The organism is Gemmatimonadaceae bacterium, from assembly GCA_020846935.1.
Lineage (GTDB): Bacteria > Gemmatimonadota > Gemmatimonadetes > Gemmatimonadales > Gemmatimonadaceae > RBC101.
In genome coordinates this window covers 120,492-138,257 of record JADLCY010000008.1, presented here as the reverse complement: position 1 = coordinate 138,257, position 17,766 = coordinate 120,492, and the positions used below count along the sequence as shown (strand labels likewise).

The window sequence follows — 17,766 nt, the reverse complement described above, 5'->3', positions numbered from 1 at the left end:
CGCGGCGCACGCGACCATGAGTCGTTCTCGCGGACCGCCGTGCGCGTGTCGTCTCGACAGGCCAAAGGTTCCCGCGTCCCAGGCATGCCCGAACTCCCCGACATCGTCTGCTACGTCGAAGGCCTGCAGCGCCACGTCGTGGGACGCGAGCTGCAGGGGCTCAGGCTCACGAGCCCCTTTCTCGTGCGTTCGGTGGATCCGCCGGTGAGTGCGCTCGTTGGGCGTGACGTGGTGGGCGTCGAACGAATCGGCAAGCGCATCGTGCTGGTCTTCGAAGACGACTTGCACCTCGTGATTCACCTGATGATTGCGGGGCGATTGCGGTGGCGACCGCCGGGCGGCAAGGCGCCGGGACGTGCGGCGCTGGCGACCTTCGAGTTCGACCGCGGCTGGCTCGTGTTCACCGAGGCCGGTACCAAGCGGCGGGCCTCACTCACGTGCGTTCGCGGTCGCGAGGCCCTGCGCGCGATCGATCGCGGAGGCATCGAGGTGCTCGGCAGCTCACGCGACCAGTTCGCCGAGCCGCTGCGCAGGGAGAACCACACGCTCAAGCGTGCGCTCACCGATCCGCGGCTCTTCAGCGGAATCGGCAACGCGTACTCCGACGAGATTCTGCATCGCGCGAGGCTCTCGCCCCTGCTCACGACGGCGCGCCTCACCGACCTGCAGATCGATGCACTCCATGACGCGACTCAGCGCGTGCTGACCGAGTGGATCACGCGTCTGCGTAACGAGACCGGCACCGGGTTTCCCGAAACCGTGACGGCGTTCCGGGAGGGCATGGCCGTGCATGGTCGCTACGGCCAGCCCTGCCCGGTGTGCAACGCGCCGGTGCAACGCATTCGATACGCCGACAACGAAACCAACTACTGCGCGCGCTGCCAGACCGAAGGCCGCCTGCTCGCCGATCGATCGCTCTCGCGCCTGCTCAAGAGCGACTGGCCGAAGTCGATCGACGAGAGCGGTGAGTAGGGCGGGGCAACGGCGGGCAATCGGAGCCCGATCCCGTCGCCCCGAAGGGCAACGAGAGCGGTCCATTGTCTGTTCGCCGCTAGCCGCCGGAGCAGTACGTGCAGCCGGCCATCTGTGCCCGATTGACGCCCCACACACCGCTCGGGATGACGGTGATGCCCGGAATGATTCCGGCCGTCCACTCCTTGAGCGCGACCTCGGCGGTCACCCCGGCCTGACTGGCCAGCATGCCGCTCTGCACCTGCAGCGCGATGTTGCACGCGCCGAAGATCACGCCGCGTCCCAACAGACGATCGATGGCCATGTCGTCCACCAGCAGCGCGCCCGGCTTCTGCCGGAAGAACGGATTCTTCACCGCCGGCGCCTTGGTGGCCGGGTCGTTGATCTTCATGGCCTGGCCGATCTTGTAGCGCTCCCAGATGGCGTCGCTGAGCGCAAAGGGAAAGCCGCCATGACGCAGGACGACGACGGCGCTGGCGTCGGGCTGCGGGCCTTGGGTCGCGAGGAAGATGTGTGCGTACGCGAAGCCAAAGCCATCGTTCGGCTCGAAGATGTCGGTGAGCTGGCGGTACTTCCCCTTGAGGCCGCTCAGCCATCGATCGGCGCCCTGGGCGTCGACGGGGGCGGCAAGGGCCTCGCGCAGCGCAGTGGCCGAGGCGCCAATGCCCAACGCGGCGGTGGCGGCGCGCCCAAGGAAGGCGCGGCGGTCATGATGTTCGGACGGGTTTGGCAGGTTTGACACTGGTGGTTCCTCCGGGGCGGCCTGTTGCCGCGTGGTTGGGAGAGGGGAACACCGCAGGCGCAAGAACGTGGCGACGCCTGGGCGGTCCGGCAAGCAATGCGTAGGCAGGTCGGCATTCCCGACACGCCCGCGGCATCCGGGGGGAGGGTCGCCCAGGAGGGCAAAGTCCGTGCTCGGGTCCTCCGTTGGGATCGGCAGGCGGCGCCGCCCCAGGGCGCCACGTGGCGGCACCTGTACCGGAGCTCGCGCCGGCCTCGACCGCCTCCCGACCGTTCGTCCCGCGCCTACATTCGGTGCGTCCCCGCTCGCGGAGTTCCCATGTATCGCCGTTCCGTCTTCGCTGTCCTCGCGTTCCTCGTCCTCGGGTCGGCCCTGCCTGGTCAGGCGCCCGAGAAACTCGACTACACCATGCTGGGCCGCATCCGCGAGGAGGGGCTGCAGCGCTCGCAGGTGATGGAGACGCTGTCCTGGCTGGCGGACGTGCACGGCCCACGCCTCACCGGTAGCCCCGGCTTCAAGGGCGCCGGAGCCTTCGCCGTCGACCGCATGACGAAGTGGGGGCTCGCCAACGTGAAGTACGAGCCATGGGCCATGGGGCGCTCCTGGTCGTTGGAGCGGTTCAGCGGCCACATGATCGAACCGCAGATCCAGCCGTTGATCGGCTACCCCAAAGCCTGGACGCCGGGCACCAACGGCGTCGTCACCGGCGACGTGGTGCAGGTGATCATCAACACACAGGCCGACATGGAGAAGGTGAAGGGCACGCTGCGCGGCAAGATCGTGCTGCCGCAACGCGCCCGAGACGTCCGGTTGCTCGACGGACCGATCGTGCTGCGCATGGGCGAAAAGGAGAAGGCCGAGGCCGAGTCGACGCCGGTGCCGACGACCGCGGGACCGGGGCGCGGGCCGGGCGGCGCCGGTGGCGGTGCGGTGTCGCCGGCACAGCTCAACAAGTTCTGGGTCGACGAGGGTGTGATCGCCGTCCTCGATCGCGGGTCTGACAGCGACATGTCAGCCGGTGGATCCGACATGTCGTGGCAGACGCAGCGCGTCGACGGCGGCACTGTGTTTGTAGGTTCCGGCGGCAGCCGGGAGCCCAATGCTCCGGCGGTCCCGGTCCAGGTCACGCTCGCCGTGGAGCACTACAATCGCATGGTGCGTATCCTCGAGAAGGGCGTGCCGGTGAAGGTGGAGCTCGATGTGCGCGTGAAGTTCCACGAGGAGATGACGCCACAGGCGTTCAACATCGTCGCCGAGATTCCTGGCACGGACCCGGTACTCAAGGACGAGGTCGTGATGATTGGCGCCCACTTCGACTCCTGGCACGCCGGCACGGGCGCCACGGACAACGCGGCCGGCAGCGCGGCGATGATGGAGGCCATGCGCATCCTCAAGACGCTGGGCGTGCGCCCGCGTCGCACGATCCGCATTGCGCTCTGGGGCGGCGAAGAAATGGGCCTCATGGGCGCGCGCGAATACGTCAAGCAGCACTTTGCCGACCCGGCCACCATGCAGCTCAGGCCCGACCACGCCAAGATCTCGGCCTACTACAACATCGACAACGGGACCGGCAAGATCCGCGGGATCTGGATGCAGTCCAACTACGGAGTGTCACCCATCTTCCGTCAGTGGATCGAACCGCTCAAGGACCTCGACGTCAACACGCTCGGGCCCCGCAGCGTGGGAAGCACCGACCACGCGGCCTTCGATGCGGTCGGCATTCCCGGTTTCCAGTTCATCCAGGAGCGGCTCGAGTACAACTCACGCACTCACCACTCGAACATGGACACCGTGGACCACGTCCAGGCAGCCGACATGAAGCAGATGGCGACGGTCGTGGCGTGGTTTGCATATAACACGGCAATGCGCGACGAGAAGTTGCCGCGCAAGGCCGCACCCACCACCCGCGTCGCGCAATGACGACACCGCGCCCGATCGACCCCGGCGTCGACATTGGGCACGTGCACCTCAAGGTCAGCGACATCGAACGGTCGCTGGCCTTCTACTGCGGTGTCCTCGGGTTCGAGGTCCAACAGCGCTACGGCACCCAGGCCGCCTTCATCTCAGCGGGCGGCTATCATCACCACATCGGGCTCAACACCTGGGAGAGCCGCGGTGGCTCGCCGCCACCGCGCGGGACCACCGGCTTGTATCACGTGGCCATCCGATACCCCACGCGGGCATCGCTGGCCGACGCACTGCAGCGCCTGATCGACGCCGGCATCACCCTCGACGGCGCGAGCGATCACGGCGTGAGTGAAGCGCTCTACTTGCGCGACCCCGATGAGAATGGTGTTGAGCTATACCGCGACCGGCCGCAGTCCGAGTGGCCACGCGGCGCGGACGGCTCGCTGCAGATGGTGACGGCCGCACTCGACCTCCCGGCCCTGCTCGCCGAGCGCTGACGCCCGACGATCCGCCGGGCCGGACACCATCGCATCCCTCCGAACCCCCATCCGTCCCCCGCCCGTTCGCCCGTCGTCCGCAGGTCACCCGTCCCCCCTACCACCCTCCCCCGCCACCGCCGCCCGACGAACTGCCGCCCGAGCTGCTGCTGCCACCGCTCGAGCCGCTGCTCGACGGCGCCGAGACGCCCGCCGCCATGACACCGGCCGCAGCAACCCACGCGCCGCTCGACCCACCACCAGCAAAGCCGCCGCCACCTCCAAGTCCCGTCCACGACGGACTCCCCGTGGTTGACGACGTGCCGTCACGGCCGGACCCAAACGATGTCGTGCGAGCGATGCTGCCCCGTTCGCCGCCAAAGGCCTTGAACCACTTGTCCATCTGGCCGCCGAGGCCAAACCCGATGAACCAGGGGAACCATTCGTCGCGCAGCCGCGGCGCCGGTCGTTTGAGCTCCGTCCGGAAGTACTCGCGTGCCGCGCCCAGGCGCTTGCGCTTGGCGATGTAGTCGACTGGCTGGCGTGCCTTGGCCAGGTTGAAGACACTGTTCCACACGCCGAGTGCGATGACGCCGAGTCCAGCCAGCGCGAGCGCGCTGACGCGCAGGTCCTGTCGCTGCAGCACCGCGAGGACGCCGACGAGCCCCGCCAGCACAGGCACGAGGAACCAGAACATGTGACGCCAGAGCCGCGCGACGCGCACCCGCCACAACACGGCGCCCGGTGAGGAGAGGATCATCGTCGCCACCACGAGTCCGATCGCCATCGGCACCACCATGAGATCTCGCGGATGCCGCGTGACCGCGTAGGCGAGCAACGCGACACCGGCGAGCAGGAGCACTCGCGTCACCCACGCCGTTGGCTTGAGCGAAGCATCACTGCTCCGTCCTTCACCGCGGAGCACCGCCTCGATCCCGTCCTTGATCTTCGAGGCTGGATCGAAGCCCGACTTCCGGTAGCGCGCTTTGACCTGATCAGTGCTCGTGGCCCGACTCCCCGGTGAGAACAGCGCATCGATGAGTTCGCGCTCGTACCCTTCGAGTGTGCTGCGCCTGACCATCAGCTCCAGGTGCAGTACGTCGCGACGGAACCAGCCGCTCCCGCTCGATTGCACTCGGCTCTTGAGCTTTCCCTCGGCGACGAGCCGAGCCAGCACGGCCGCAACTTCCGGCCCGGCGGTGCTGTCGTCCCACGCCGCGCCCACTACCTCGGGACGCAGATGGAGTACGTGTTCACGCAGCCAGGCTTCGTCGATGTTCGACACGGGGACGAGCGGCGCGAACCGGCCAAGCGAATGCTCGCGGCGCAGGAGCAAGATGAGGAGCACGAGCAGGCCAGCGACGAGCATGCTCGCCAGCGTCTGTCGTTCCTGTTGTGTAGCGCCCAGGGAAACTCCGCCGGGCCGGCCAACGCCCACATACTGGAGCGGGATATTCACCACGAAGTCTTCGCCGGGAGGCAGGGGCAGGGGCCCGAACTCGCCAGTGAACCCTGGAGGAGCCTGCCACGCCGGGTCGAGCGTGATGCGAAGCGTGTAGCGCTGGATCGGGCCGCTGCGATCGGCGAACGCGAATCCATGGTCGAGCCGGAAGCCCGTGCCCTCGGGTACGAGGATCTCGCCGTACGTGAAGTCCAGGACGTAGCTCAGAATCGTTTGGCCGAATGGCGGGTCGGTCGGAAGGCGGCTTCTCCACCGAAGAGTCTTGCCCGAGCCCCACTCGTAATGGTCCACCTGGTCGATGTCGCCCTCCACGAGGTCGCGACGCTGACCCGCGGCGTCCACGCGGGCGATCCGATGCAGCGAGAAGTCCTGCCCAAAGGCGACCGTGAACGCTCGTTGTCCGCCGTTCCAGTCACCGGTAAAGCTCATGTCCTGTCGCTCGGTGACGTGGAGTCGGCCCGCGCTGTCGAGGTGCGCCGTCACGTCGATGGCTGGCCAGTACAGCAGCCGCTCCTGCGCGCGCGCGACGGTGGCGAACAGCAACAGACAGCAGGCGAGCGTCACGCCATGCCGGGATTCGATCATGATGCGAGGGCCGGAAGAGACGCCGCCACGCTACGAAACCCGGGCGTGCGCAGCAAGACATCGCCCCGCGACCAGGCGTGCGGCTTGAGGTGAGCGCGCCGATCCGTCATTCTCCAGCGGGAGCATATCCCCACCGACTGCGCGCCAGAGCCATGCCCACCTACCTGTACGAAACCATTCCCGCACCTGATGCGGCCGCCGAACGGTTCGAGGTCCGGCAGTCGATGTCGGACCCACCGCTCGAGCGACATCCAGTGACGGGGGTTCCGGTGCGCCGGCTCATCTCTGGCGGGTTCGGCCTCATGAACGGCCAGGAGAAGTCGATGCCCGAGCCGGGACCAGGATGCGGACCTGGCTCGTGCGGGTGCGGCCGGTTCTGAGCGCGTAGCACGGGCGCGGAACCGGGTTGGGGCGTGAGCCGAGTGTGCGAGGAACTCCCGCCCGCGACCGCCGTCGCACCATCTCCGCGTTCGCGTGAGCCGCGTGCGCGCGGAGCTCCCCTTGGCGATCGCGCTGGACTCCAACACGCACGCGCGACGGCGTTACGGCGCTCGCGATCGGGTGCTGCTGTCTGCGGGGGCCGCGGCGCGGGCCGCGCGGTCACGCCTCACGATGACTCGGCTGAGTCGTTCGCGCGGCACGTCCCAGCGTGGTGCGGTCCACCCACGTCGCTCGACGGGCGACGGTCCGCCCAAAGCCGGACGCAGAGCGTCGGCGTAGACGCCGTACTTCGATCCCGGATTCCACAGGGCCCAGCTCCTCAGGCCGGCGTCGTACACGGCCTGGATCTGGGCGCGGACCTCCGCGGGCCCAAAACTGGCGCCACGGATGCTCATCGCCTCGAGCCAGGGCATCACCTCGCCCACCGGTTGCTTCATCGAGTCGCGCACGAACGCCGAGCGTTCGACGGCATCCGTCGAGGCGAGTCGCACGATCTCGTACGGGTTCGCGATGGGTCGCTTGAAGCCATACAGCCCGGCGTAGTAGTGCGACGGGTACACCATCGGCAGGACGACGTCGGCGGCGGCGATCACCTTCTCCCAGTTCTGGCCGATCCCCACGTCGTCCTCGACGTGCGTGACGAGGCCAAACACGTCGGCGGTGACCGGCACGTCGAACTCCCGCAGCTGCTGTTTGGAGTAGGTGATGAAGGCGCCAATGTTGTCTGCGCGACTCACGTCGTTGCTGCCCGGGAAGCGCATGACGGCCCGCATGCGATCAGTCACGTCGGGAAAGCGGACATAGTCCCACTGCAGCTCGCTGAAGCCCATGGCGAGCGCTTCGCGGGCGATGGCGATGTTGTAGTCCCAGACCCGTCGGTCGTACGGGTTGACCCACGCTCCGCCCTTGTTGTCTCGCCACACGGAGCCGTTCTCGTGGCGGATGGCCAGCTCCGGCTTGCGCTCGGCGAGCATCCGATCCTTGAACACCACGATGCGGGCGACGGAGTAGATGCCGTGCGCGCGCAGCGTATCGATGAGCGACGGGAGCCACGTGGTCGCGGGTCGCCGGTCGGCGCCGATCTCCCGGGCAAGGGCAATCTTCGTCCCGGTGTAGGCGAGATAGGTATCCGACTCCTTCACGTCGATGATGAACGCGTTGATCTCGCTGGCATCGGCGAGGCGGATGAGTTCCTGCATCCGACCCCGCGATCCCGCGGCCCACGCATTCACGTACAGCGCGCGCACGCTGTCGGGTCGCGGTGTGCGCGCCGGTGGTGTCGGTGTTTCCGGTGGCGTCGGCGGCACCGGGCGTGCGCTCTCCGCCGTGGCCGGCGCTCTTGGCGCGCCCTCGGCGCGAGGCGGCGCGCCATCGCACGCCAGGGCGGCGCAGGCAAAGGCAACCAACGGAGAGAATCGCATCACACAATCTCTCCGTCGCCCCGCTCACGGGGCAAGGTCTGCCTAACGCGTCGTCGCTCCGCCCTGCGGTCGTCCGGCGCGATCGATCGCTTCCCTGAACTCGGCAAGCTCGGCGCGTTCGCCCGCCAACGCCCTCGCCGCGGTCAGCGCGCGGGTCGCATCGGGTGATCGACCGAGCGCGCGATACCCGGTGGCCAGGCCAAGGTACTTCTGGATGCGCAGGACGGCCGGGACCACGCTGTCCCGCACCTGCTCGAGCGCGGCGACCGATCGCGCGGGGTCGGCCGGTCGAACCGCGCTCCGTGTGTAGTCCTTGAAGGGCCGACCCAGGCTGCGGCCCAGCGCGAGCCGATAGTGATCGATGAGCGCGGCGCCCGGGAAGCGCGTCACCAGTGAGGCCAGCAACTCCTGCCCGGCGCCGAGGTGGTCGCCACCCGACCAGGTGAGAAACTTGCCGGCCTGTTCTGACGCGGCACTGGTGGTGAGCAGCGCCGTTGCGAGCTCCGCCGGCTGGTCACCGACGCGGATCGTCAGCGAGTCCGAACGCAGCTCCCGTGGCGCGCCCTGGCCGTCATGCACCGTGAAGCGCGCTCGGAGGGTGTACGTCCCGGGAGTTCGCATGGTCCAGCCCGACGCACCAAAGAACACCGGGAACGACGTGGCGACCTGTGCACCGGGCGCCAGGTCCGACGGCGGTGTCTCGCTGTCGCGGACGCCGAGCGGCACGAAGCCAAGGCGCTCACCGCGCGGCCCCGACATCGAGATGACGAGCAGGCCATCCGATGGTTGAAGCAGCGGAATGAGGCGTGCCGCCGCCGAGCCTTCGTTACGGACACGCGCCGTGAGGTAGACCGGTTCGCCGAGGGCGACACTCGGTCGCTCCGTCTCGATCACCAGCCGCAAACCGGGCGCCTGCTGGGCAGTCATGTCAAAGGGGACAGCGAGCGAAAGCAGGCACGCAACGGCCATTCGAGCAACGCGCATTGGACCCCCTACGGGCACGTGCCCGAATTATACCCGTGATCGGCGTGGTTGGTGTGCGCCGCAGCGAACGCGCTGAGGCCGGGCCAGACGCAGCCCTTGTCGTGTTGCGACAGGTGATCGGTGCTCGCGGTCGCGACAAAGTCGTACACGTAGTTGTTCCCCACCACGCCCGTCTGGTTCATGATGTCGGTCGACCCGTTGCCGTCCTCGTGGTGCAGGTTGAACGCGTGGCCGATTTCGTGCGCCGTCGATCGCAGGTACTTGCCGTTGTCGCCGGATACCGTCGTGTTGCGCCAGAACCCGGCAAACGCACGCCGGTTGTTCGCCGTCCACATGATGCCGAGAATCGTGGGGCGCCGTACCCCGCTCGGATCTTCGTAAAAGTGGTTCACGACGATGCCATACAGGTGATACCTCGTGCAGTACGATGGCACGATCCCCCAGTTGAAGCAGAGGAACCGGGTCGACCCCACCGGGCTCGACCGGTTGGCGGTCTCCAGCGCGTCAAGCTCGGCTTCCGTAATGAAATCGTACTGATTCGGATCGTTGGGGTCCGGTGGTCCGGTCAGCGCCGCGATGTTGGTCTGGTCTTCGCCCACGCTCACCAGGTACCCCTCTGCCGCATAGATCGTGGGGATGGTGTGCGTCGCGTTGTTGCGCGCCTGCGGTTGCGGGAACGCGGTACCCGTCATCCGGTCGTATTCGATCGCCGTGCTCGTACACGCTGTCGTCATCACGAGCACTGCGCATGCCACCGCTCGATGCCAGAACATCGCCCCTCCTCGAAGTGCTGGTCCAACGTAGGACTGCCGGTGTCGACCTGACCAGCCTGAGGCGTGCACGCCACGGCGGGCTCGACCGCAGGCGATCCCGCGTGGGGGTCCGCAGGCCGCTCGCCGATCGCTCGGCGCGCCGCCGGGCCTACTCTTGGCGTGTGACGAGGGCGAGCAGCTCCGGCAGCGCGTGCAGGTGATCGAGATGGTCGGGCGCACTGTTGCCGGCGAAGCCAAGCAGCGTGAACGCGCCGAGCGTGGCAACCGACGTTTGCTGCATGCCCTGCGGGCCCCAGCGCAGCACGGCGCTGCGCGGCACCCGCAGCTGATCGATCAGCCAGTTCGCGGTCTCGGTGGTGCTGGCGAAGGTGCCGGGGAAGACCTCCGAATGGGTCACCAGCATGCGAACCTCTCCGGCCACGGCTCGGCGGGCATACCGTAGCAGCGACTGCAAGTTCGCCGGGTCGAGTCGACCGCTGTCGGCGACCACGCGGCCCGGCGGGTCGTACCCGGTATGAATGCCATCGAGGATCACGACGCCGTCGATGGCGCGGGCCTGGGCATCGGACGCCAGGATGGCGCGCACCGCTCCATTGCCCGCACTGAACGCTGAGAGCCACGTCGTGCTTCGTCGCAGTCGGCCGTTGGAGTCTGCCTGCAACACGGAATCCACCGCAGCGAGGAGGCGCGCCCAGGTCGTGGTGCCACGGAACGGTTGTTCGTACGCGCCGCTGCCGGCCGAAAGGTTCACCGTGGCGACGACCATGCGCGGATCCGCGTGCTGTGCCGCTTCGATCGGGATGTACGCCGCGCCCAGGAAGTGCACGAGCAACGGGACGCGTCCGGAATCGGCAGCGGTCGGGACGAAGACCTCGAACGGCCGTGGGAGGATGCCGCTGACCGTATGTCGTCGGCCGGGGAGTTCGCGGGGCGCCAGCCGGCCGTGTGCGCGAGTGCGCTCGACCATCGGCGAGGGGTTCTGCGATGAGGGAGCCGGTGCGACGACGGGCGCCACGGCAGGGGCCGGTGACCGTCGGCAAGCGCTCGCGATGAGCAGCGCGGCCAGCAGGACGAGGCGTGAACGGTGCAAGCGACGCCTCAGTCGCTCGTCATGATGAAGAGCGGTGCGCGATCGAAGTCGTAGATCGGGCGGCACCGGTCGGTGTTGTAGTAGCGGGCGACGTCCACGACCTTCTTCTCCGACGTGACGCTCGAGATGGGAACGCTGTCGTAGAACCCGCGGTGAATGCTCACGAGCCGTCCGTACTCCTTCTTCAGGATGAGGTCCAGCGCGAGGTTGCCGAACGCCATCGGCACGATCGAGTCGAGCGCGTCGGGGTCGCCGGAGCGTACCAGGTAGCCCAGCCGCTGGTTCACGACATCGATCCGGCGACCGTTGTTGAACCGGGGCGAATACTCCTTGAGGGCTGCGGCGACCTTGTCACCGATGCCACCAAGCTTGCGATGGCCGAACATGTCCGTCTCATGACCTTCGAAGCTCATGCCGTCCTGGGTCGCCAGCGTCGCACCTTCGGAGACCAGCACCACCGCGTATCGGCTCGGATGTCGATTGCGATCGCCGGTCAGGAGTTCAGCGAGCCGCTCGACGTCGACCGCGTACTCCGGAATGACACAGCGATCCGCGGCGCCGGCCATGGTCGGCAGCAGGGCGGTGAATCCGGCGTAGCGACCGAAGACCTCGATCACGAGGAACCGCTCGTGCGACCCCGCCGACGTGCGCAGCGCGTGGGTCAGCTCGATCGTGCGCGTGACGCAGGTCGAGAACCCGATGCAGTAGTCGGTGCCATAGACGTCGTTGTCCATGGTCTTTGGGATCGCGACCACGTTCACGCCTTCGTCGTGCAGGCGCTTGCCGTAGCTCAACGTGTCGTCGCCGCCGATGGGAATGAGCGTGTCGATTCCCATGTGCTCGAGGTTGCGCAGCACGTCGGGGGTGACGTCGTTGAGGTCGCGATCGTACCCGGTGAGCCACGCAGGCACGCGTTCACGCGGCAGGTGGCTGGGTCGTGTGCGCGACGTGTGGAGAAACGTGCCACCGGTGCGGCCCGCGCGATTGACGATCGCTTCGGACAGCACCTGCACGTTGTCGCTATTGTCGGCGCCCGCTTCGCGTCTGTAGTCCACCAGCCCGGCCCAGCCTCGCCGGATGCCGATCACGCGATATCCCTCGCGGAGAGCGCGGATCGTGATCGCGCGGATCGCGGGATTGAGTCCGGGGACGTCGCCGCCCCCGGTGAGAATGCCAATGGTGCCCTTGCTGTCCGTCATGTCGCCTGATGTCGTCGCCGCCGGGCGCGTGCCCGGTCACTCGCAAGCTAACGACAACAGGGGATCCCCGGGCTGAAGCGCGACCGTCACCGGGTCGGGTCGGGGCCCGGCCTGCGCCAGGCGATCGTCGCCGGCCTCCGCGAGGCGATCGTCGAGCGGACCGAGGCGTTTCGACGAGGACGTCAGCGCCGGCTCAGTTCCTCGTGCAGGAGCCGCACGAAACGCTCGTGCCCACCGGGGAAGTCGCGCGCGTATGGATCAGTGATCCTCAGCGCGAGGACCTGGTCGACCGAGCGGCCCGATGCCACTTCGCGCTGCACCCGCTCGCGCAGGGCAAAGAGCATGTCGCGATACTGCCTGAGGCGAGCCCGGTTGGCCAGCGGACCATGCCCCGGCACGATCTTCGTCGCGTCATTGGTCATCGCGTACACCTTGTCGGCGGCGCCGATGATGCCATTGATGGAGCCGCCACTCGAGAGATCCACGAAGGGCAAGCCCGCATTGTTGAAGGCGTCGCCCATGTGCACGACGTTGGCCTTCACGAAGTGAATCACCGCATCGCCGTCGGTGTGGGCCGGCGGCACGTGCGTGACGACCACCGAGTCGCCGTTGAGATGGAACGTGACGCCGTCGGAGAAGGTCACCACCGGGAGCGCTGCCGGCGGGGACGGTGGCTCGCGCCGGTTGAGCGCGGCCATGAACTGCTCGGTCGACATGCGCTTGCGCACGTTGTCGTGCGCGACGATGAGCGCCCCCGCCTTGCCGAAGTTCTCGTTGCCGCCCGTGTGGTCGAAATGCCAGTGCGTGTTGACGACGAACCGCACCGGCTTCGGGGTCAGTCGCGCGATCGCGGCCTGGATCTTCGGCGTGAGCGGAGCGAACTGGTCATCGACGATGAACACCGCGTCGTCGCCGACCGACACGGCAATGTTGCCGCCCGATCCCACGAGCATGTGGACGCTGCCGGCCAGGGCGGTCGCTCGGACCTGCACGGTGTCGAAGTTTTGCTGCGCGGGGAGGGTCGTCGCGCAGGCAAGGGCGGCTACGAGGAGGAGGGAGCGCACAGGCACGGATCCGGTGAGGGCTCAGCGCAGAACGATGCAGCGCCCGGGATCGCTTGGGCAGTCCCCGGGGGCCAACGACCCGAAGCGCCCTCGTGCGCCCCGAGTTCCCGGCGATCAGCGACCGCCGACCCGCTTTCCGAGCTCGATCGTCTTCATGCCCGGCTCGCCCCAGCCGATCACGAACACGCTGAAGCCCTGCTTCATGCGCCGTTCGATGTCGTTGAGGTTTGCCGGGTACCCGCAGGGGATCTTGAACTCCTTGCAGGCCGCCAGCACCTGCTGGATCGCGCCCTCCCAGGCCACCTCGTCCACCACGCGACGCCCCGTGGAGTCGGTCGTCGAGAACACGCCGCGGAGCGTGCCCGCGCCGGGGAAGAGCACGCCAATGCCGGGCACCGCGGCGATCTCGCGGACTCGCGCGAGACCCTCCTTCGACTCGACGATCGTCCAGTTCACCAGCTCGCCCGCCGGGTTGAGCGGCCACAGATCCGCCTTGGCGCGATACTCGCGCTCGGTCATTCCCCACAGCGACGGTGCCTGCCCCACGTCGTCAGGGCGCGTTCCTCCGCTGGACCGCGGACGCATCATGGCCAGTCCCTGCCGCACTTCCTCGGCGCTTTCCACGTCAACAAAGACAATGCCGCTCACGCCAAGGTTCAGCTGGCGGCCAATGCGTTCCCGGGCGAGGGCGAGATTGGGCGCGATCTCCGGCACCTTCACCATGAGCGGATGTGTTCGCGCGAGCGAACCTCCCACGGCCATGCCCTTCACGAACTCGGAGAACGTGACAAGGCCTGCGTCGAAGTTGCCCTCCATGCTGCCGTCGAAGACGTAGTCGCCGTTGGTGTAGGCGAGGGCATCCTGGGCAAGCTGAGCCTGAGTCCGTGGCGCCGGCGCGTTGGCCGCCGGGGACTGGCCCGGACGCATGCGCGGGTTGGAGGGTGCGTACAGCCCGAAGACCGGCTTGTGCTGATCGAGCAGGTCCACGATCGGGTTCCGGTGCTTTGCCTGCGCCAGCGCCGCGGCGCCAGGCACAGCCATGACAGACAGCGACAGCATCCATCGAGCGCGCACGGTCGTCTCCGTTCTGCAGGAATTGGAGCGGCGAAGTTGGGACGCTGGTCGAGGGCGGGCAAGGTCGACGGGAACTGGACTTTCCCGGGTGACGCCATTCATTCCCTCGTGATGCCTATCCCTGCGACGGTACCCCAGTGACTGCCACTCGATTGCTTAGCCTTGCCGGCCTCACGCTCGTGGTCGGGTGCGACGGGAGCGGCGGTGAAACGCCAGGTAGTGTGACCACCCTGCTGTCCGGCACCGCTGCCAGCGTCGACATTACCTCACCGGCCGATGGAGACTCGGTCGCGCTTCCCCTGACCCTCACACTCGGCGCCACCGGTGTGGTCGTCGTGCCGGCGACCGGGCAGCGCGAAGAGGGAAAGGGTCATCACCACCTGATCATCGACGGAGATGTGCCAGAGGACCCGCTGCCGCCGCTCCCCAAGCCGCCGCAAGTGATTCATCTCGGGAACGGCGCGTCGGACTACGTCATCGCGACCCTGCCGCCCGGTCCGCATCGCGTGATCGCGGTGTTCGCCGGTGGGGACCACGTCGCGATGCCCGGCGTCAGGCGCGACACCGTCTCGTTCATCGTGAGGTGACCCATGCGCGCGCTTCAGGTCGGTCCGATGGTTGCCCTTGGGTGTGCGGTCTGGATCGGGTGCTCGCCGTCCGGGGGAGGTGCTTCTGACTCGTCGTCCGTCCTCCCACCGGCCGCGGTGGCCCCAACTGTTGACAGCGCGACGACGCTCGCCGTGACCGACCGCGACTGGGAACTCGCGTCGTTCGGCCGTGGCGCCGTCGCGCCCACGGGGAGTGGAGGGCGTGCGCCAACGTTGCGACTCGACGCGGCGAGCGGACGGGCTGGCGGCTTTGGCGGCTGCAACCGGTACAACGGGCCATACACCATGGCCGCGGACTCGCTCGTGTTCGGCGCACTCGCCGCCACGAAGATGTTCTGCCACGATGGCGATTCGGTCGAACGCGTCTTCTTTGACATGCTCGCCGAAGTGCGTGGCTGGACGGTCAGCGACTCCACGCTGACGCTGCGTTCGGCACAAGGCGCCGTGGCGACCTTCCGGGCGCGATAGCGGATCGCCGCGAGCGAGGCTCTGGCTTCAGCTCGGTCCTGCGATGTTCGCCGCCGACACCCCGGACGAGTGGCTCCCCGCGCCAGGTCGGGCCGGCGCTCGTGGTGCGCCCCATGCCTCGAGCGCCGAACGCACGCCCGCGCGATCAGCACTATCGCCGCAGGTACTGCACGTATTTCACCACCAGCGCGCCGCGAGTTGGTCGGCTCCACGGAATGCCGCGTTCCAGCCCTGACGGCCAACCACTGTTCCAGACGACGTACAGGTCGCTGCCCGGCGAGCGCGTGTAGCGCAGGCGCGCGTTCACCGAGACGCGCTCGGTTTCGTTGTCGTATTGCGCGAACAACGTGGTGTTGAGTCGCGGCGAGACGGCATAATCGCTGCGAAGGCGGGCCACGCTTGCGGTGAATCCCTGCGATCCCCGGGTGACCCTTGTTCGCTCGTACTCGGCGCTGAGCAGTACGTGGGGCTCCCGTCGGACCCCGAGGGCGAGACTCCATTCGATGCGGCGTCCGTCATAGAGTTCACCCACGGTCATGGAGAACTCGGGCACGATGGCCCTGGCCTCGGAGCCGTCCACCTGCAGCTCGATCGCATCCCACGAATAGCGGCCCGCCGGTATGACCGAACCAGGGAAGATCTCGAACGCCTGGCGCGGCACGTCCCAGCTCCGCTGGACCTGGAGAGAAAACGAGTCCCCGCTCTCGAAATCGGCGCCCAGCGGCGTGAACGCGAGTTCGGCGTTATCGAGCGATCCATCGAGGCGCGAGACCCAGTCCCAGCGGCCGAAGGAGAAGTCGAACCGGCGAATGCCCCAGCGTCGCGGACGCGGCGTGTACGCAAGGTTCCCGGCAAAGCGCTGAATGCCGGACTGCGCCACGAACCCGAGTGCCGGTTCGAACCCCTCACCCACGCGATCGTACCGGGCCACCAGGTCCGCCACGTCGTTCGGAAAGTCGACGACGAGGCGCGAGTAGTTCGACACGGTGCCCGACGTGCTGTCGCGATGCCACGCCGTCGAGCCGATGAACACGAGGTTCTTGCCGCCGACGATGTAGGGCAGGTTGACGTCCAGCCCACCGACCACGCTCGCCGGGGCGTCGCGCGCCTCTCGTCCGGTGGCCATCGCACCCACGTAGCCCCGGCCCAGGATGTCGCGCTTGATGCGCGCGGCAAAGTCGGTGGCGTCGTCATCGCCGCCCGTGCGCACGAGCAGGGCGCCCACCTGCTGCCGGCCCGCGCGTCCGGTGAGGCGCGCGCCGCCAACGATCGGCAGCGCGCGCCCCTCACGCAGGCCAATGCGTCTGCTGTAGAAGAGCTGGGTCTCGCGCAGGCGACCAAAGTCGAAGATGCCGGCGCCTTCGTTGAAGAACTGGCGCGTCTCGGGGAAGAACACCGGGAAGCGCGTCAGGTTCACCACCTGCTGGTCGACTTCGGCCTGGGCAAAGTCGGTGTTGTAGGTGAGATCGAGCGTCAGGGTGTTGGAAACCGGGAGCTTGGCGTCAATGCCGACTTCGCCGGTGAGGGACGACGAAGCGAGGATCGAATCGGGAGCAGTGTCGCTGTGCCGGCGCTCCGGCAAGCGACCGGTGGTCAGGGCATAGGGCCGAAGCTCCACGCGTGCGCGGCCCGGAAGCTCGGCCAGGCCCTCCACGCGCCCCTCGCGCTCGAGGAAGCGTATCCCCTCGCCCCGCCGCCAGGCGCGCCAGAGGGCAAACTCGTTCTTGCGGCGGATGAATCGCTGAACGTTGAGTCCCCACCCGGTGGCGCCCGTCGGGTAGCGCAGCGTCTGCCACGGAATCAGCGCCTCGACGAACCAGCCCTCGCTCGTGATGCGCGCGCGCGCGTCCCAGATGCCGTCCCAGCGCGGGTTCTCGTTTTCGAAGGTGATGATCTCGGCGTCGGCGATGGCGCCGTTGGGGTTGACGGAGAAGAGAAATCCGGAGCGTCGGTCGCTCATGGCGTCGATCGCGACCGTCACGTGATCGTCGGTCTCGAAGTCGGCGTCTCGACGGAGCTGCGCGTGGCGAATGCCGTCGGGCGTGCGGTCGTACGCCCAGATCCCGATCCAGAGCCCCGCGTCCGCGGCCAGCAGTCGCACGACGGTGCGTTCGGAGGCCGGCGAGCCCTCGCTCGGGTCGCGCTGGGTGAAGTCGACGATGCTGTCGGCGCGAAGCCAGATTGCTTCGCCCGGATACCCGTCGAGCGACGGCGCTGTGTCGCGCGGCGTGAGGCGCAACACGCGCGGCCAGGCCGGCTCCTGCGCGGATAAGGGGGCGGTGCTCGTGACGATCACAAGCGCCCAGAGCGGCCACATGCGCCGCGTCACGGCCGGGAGTCGCTGCGAGTCATGTGCCGGGCCGCGGCCTTGTGTCCCGTGGCCGTGGCCGCGTGGCGTCCGTCAGTGAGGGTTCGACACGCGGAGACGGCGGTCGCATCGGCATGGCGAATGATGGCGGGCCCGGACAACCACGTCGAGCCCGACAACGATCCGCTCAC

The 17,766-nt window shown here is 68.0% G+C and carries 16 protein-coding genes; 6 read left to right on the top strand and 10 right to left on the bottom strand.

Annotated elements, in window-relative coordinates; translation table 11 throughout:
* The first annotated feature begins 84 nt into the window (after positions 1-84).
* The gene (locus tag IT361_10070) at positions 85-972 is read left to right on the top strand and encodes a formamidopyrimidine-DNA glycosylase (GenBank protein ID MCC6318025.1); all 888 of its coding nucleotides are present in this window, start codon (positions 85-87) and stop codon (positions 970-972) included.
* Positions 973-1,051: 79 nt separating this feature from the next.
* Here the strand turns inward: IT361_10070 and IT361_10065 are convergent, their stop codons facing one another.
* A complete protein-coding gene (locus tag IT361_10065) occupies positions 1,052-1,714 on the bottom strand; it encodes a hypothetical protein (GenBank protein MCC6318024.1) in 663 nt (220 codons plus the stop codon).
* Positions 1,715-2,032: 318 nt separating this feature from the next.
* Between IT361_10065 and IT361_10060 the strand changes: the two genes are divergently transcribed.
* Both IT361_10060 and IT361_10055 read left to right on the top strand, forming a co-directional pair.
* On the top strand, positions 2,033-3,634 hold the full coding sequence (locus tag IT361_10060) for a M20/M25/M40 family metallo-hydrolase (protein MCC6318023.1): 1,602 nt from the start codon (positions 2,033-2,035) through the stop codon (positions 3,632-3,634).
* On the top strand, positions 3,631-4,119 hold the full coding sequence (locus tag IT361_10055; GenBank protein ID MCC6318022.1) for a VOC family protein: 489 nt from the start codon (positions 3,631-3,633) through the stop codon (positions 4,117-4,119). Before IT361_10060 ends, IT361_10055 begins: the two co-directional genes overlap by 4 nt.
* A 97-nt stretch (positions 4,120-4,216) precedes the next feature.
* Here IT361_10055 and IT361_10050 read toward each other — a convergent pair whose 3' ends face one another.
* Positions 4,217-6,145 carry a hypothetical protein gene (locus tag IT361_10050; protein MCC6318021.1) on the bottom strand — a complete coding sequence of 643 codons (1,929 nt, stop codon included), beginning with the start codon at positions 6,143-6,145 and terminating at the stop codon, positions 4,217-4,219.
* Between the two features lie 152 nt (positions 6,146-6,297).
* Here IT361_10050 and IT361_10045 point away from each other — a divergent pair, with 152 nt between their 5' ends.
* Positions 6,298-6,525, top strand: a complete 228-nt coding sequence (locus IT361_10045) for a zinc ribbon domain-containing protein (GenBank protein MCC6318020.1) — start codon at positions 6,298-6,300, stop codon at positions 6,523-6,525.
* A gap of 162 nt (positions 6,526-6,687) precedes the next feature.
* On the opposite strand, the gene IT361_10040 is transcribed toward IT361_10045, so the two are convergent.
* The 7 genes from IT361_10040 to IT361_10010 form a co-directional block, all read right to left on the bottom strand.
* Entirely contained in the window at positions 6,688-8,007 is a 1,320-nt protein-coding gene (locus IT361_10040; GenBank protein MCC6318019.1) for a putative glycoside hydrolase, read from the bottom strand.
* 42 nt (positions 8,008-8,049) lie between these two features.
* Entirely contained in the window at positions 8,050-8,934 is an 885-nt protein-coding gene (locus tag IT361_10035; protein ID MCC6318018.1) for a hypothetical protein, read from the bottom strand.
* Positions 8,935-8,999: 65 nt separating this feature from the next.
* Positions 9,000-9,764 (bottom strand): hypothetical protein, encoded by a 765-nt coding sequence (locus tag IT361_10030; protein MCC6318017.1) that lies wholly within the window; start codon positions 9,762-9,764, stop codon positions 9,000-9,002.
* Between the two features lie 148 nt (positions 9,765-9,912).
* Positions 9,913-10,854, bottom strand: coding sequence for a hypothetical protein (locus IT361_10025; protein ID MCC6318016.1), 942 nt, complete (start codon positions 10,852-10,854; stop codon positions 9,913-9,915).
* Between the two features lie 8 nt (positions 10,855-10,862).
* The gene (locus IT361_10020; GenBank protein MCC6318015.1) at positions 10,863-12,053 is read right to left on the bottom strand and encodes an ATP-dependent 6-phosphofructokinase; all 1,191 of its coding nucleotides are present in this window, start codon (positions 12,051-12,053) and stop codon (positions 10,863-10,865) included.
* A 182-nt stretch (positions 12,054-12,235) separates the two neighbouring features.
* On the bottom strand, positions 12,236-13,117 hold the full coding sequence (locus IT361_10015; GenBank protein MCC6318014.1) for an MBL fold metallo-hydrolase: 882 nt from the start codon (positions 13,115-13,117) through the stop codon (positions 12,236-12,238).
* A 114-nt stretch (positions 13,118-13,231) separates the two neighbouring features.
* Positions 13,232-14,191, bottom strand: coding sequence for a hypothetical protein (locus tag IT361_10010; GenBank protein ID MCC6318013.1), 960 nt, complete (start codon positions 14,189-14,191; stop codon positions 13,232-13,234).
* Positions 14,192-14,328: 137 nt separating this feature from the next.
* Between IT361_10010 and IT361_10005 the strand changes: the two genes are divergently transcribed.
* Both IT361_10005 and IT361_10000 read left to right on the top strand, forming a co-directional pair.
* Positions 14,329-14,778 carry a DUF4399 domain-containing protein gene (locus IT361_10005; protein ID MCC6318012.1) on the top strand — a complete coding sequence of 150 codons (450 nt, stop codon included), beginning with the start codon at positions 14,329-14,331 and terminating at the stop codon, positions 14,776-14,778.
* 117 nt (positions 14,779-14,895) lie between these two features.
* Positions 14,896-15,267 carry an META domain-containing protein gene (locus tag IT361_10000; protein ID MCC6318011.1) on the top strand — a complete coding sequence of 124 codons (372 nt, stop codon included), beginning with the start codon at positions 14,896-14,898 and terminating at the stop codon, positions 15,265-15,267.
* 151 nt (positions 15,268-15,418) lie between these two features.
* Here IT361_10000 and IT361_09995 read toward each other — a convergent pair whose 3' ends face one another.
* Complete coding sequence (locus IT361_09995; protein ID MCC6318010.1) at positions 15,419-17,584, bottom strand: carbohydrate binding family 9 domain-containing protein; 2,166 nt, start codon at positions 17,582-17,584, stop codon at positions 15,419-15,421.
* Positions 17,585-17,766 lie beyond the last annotated feature (182 nt).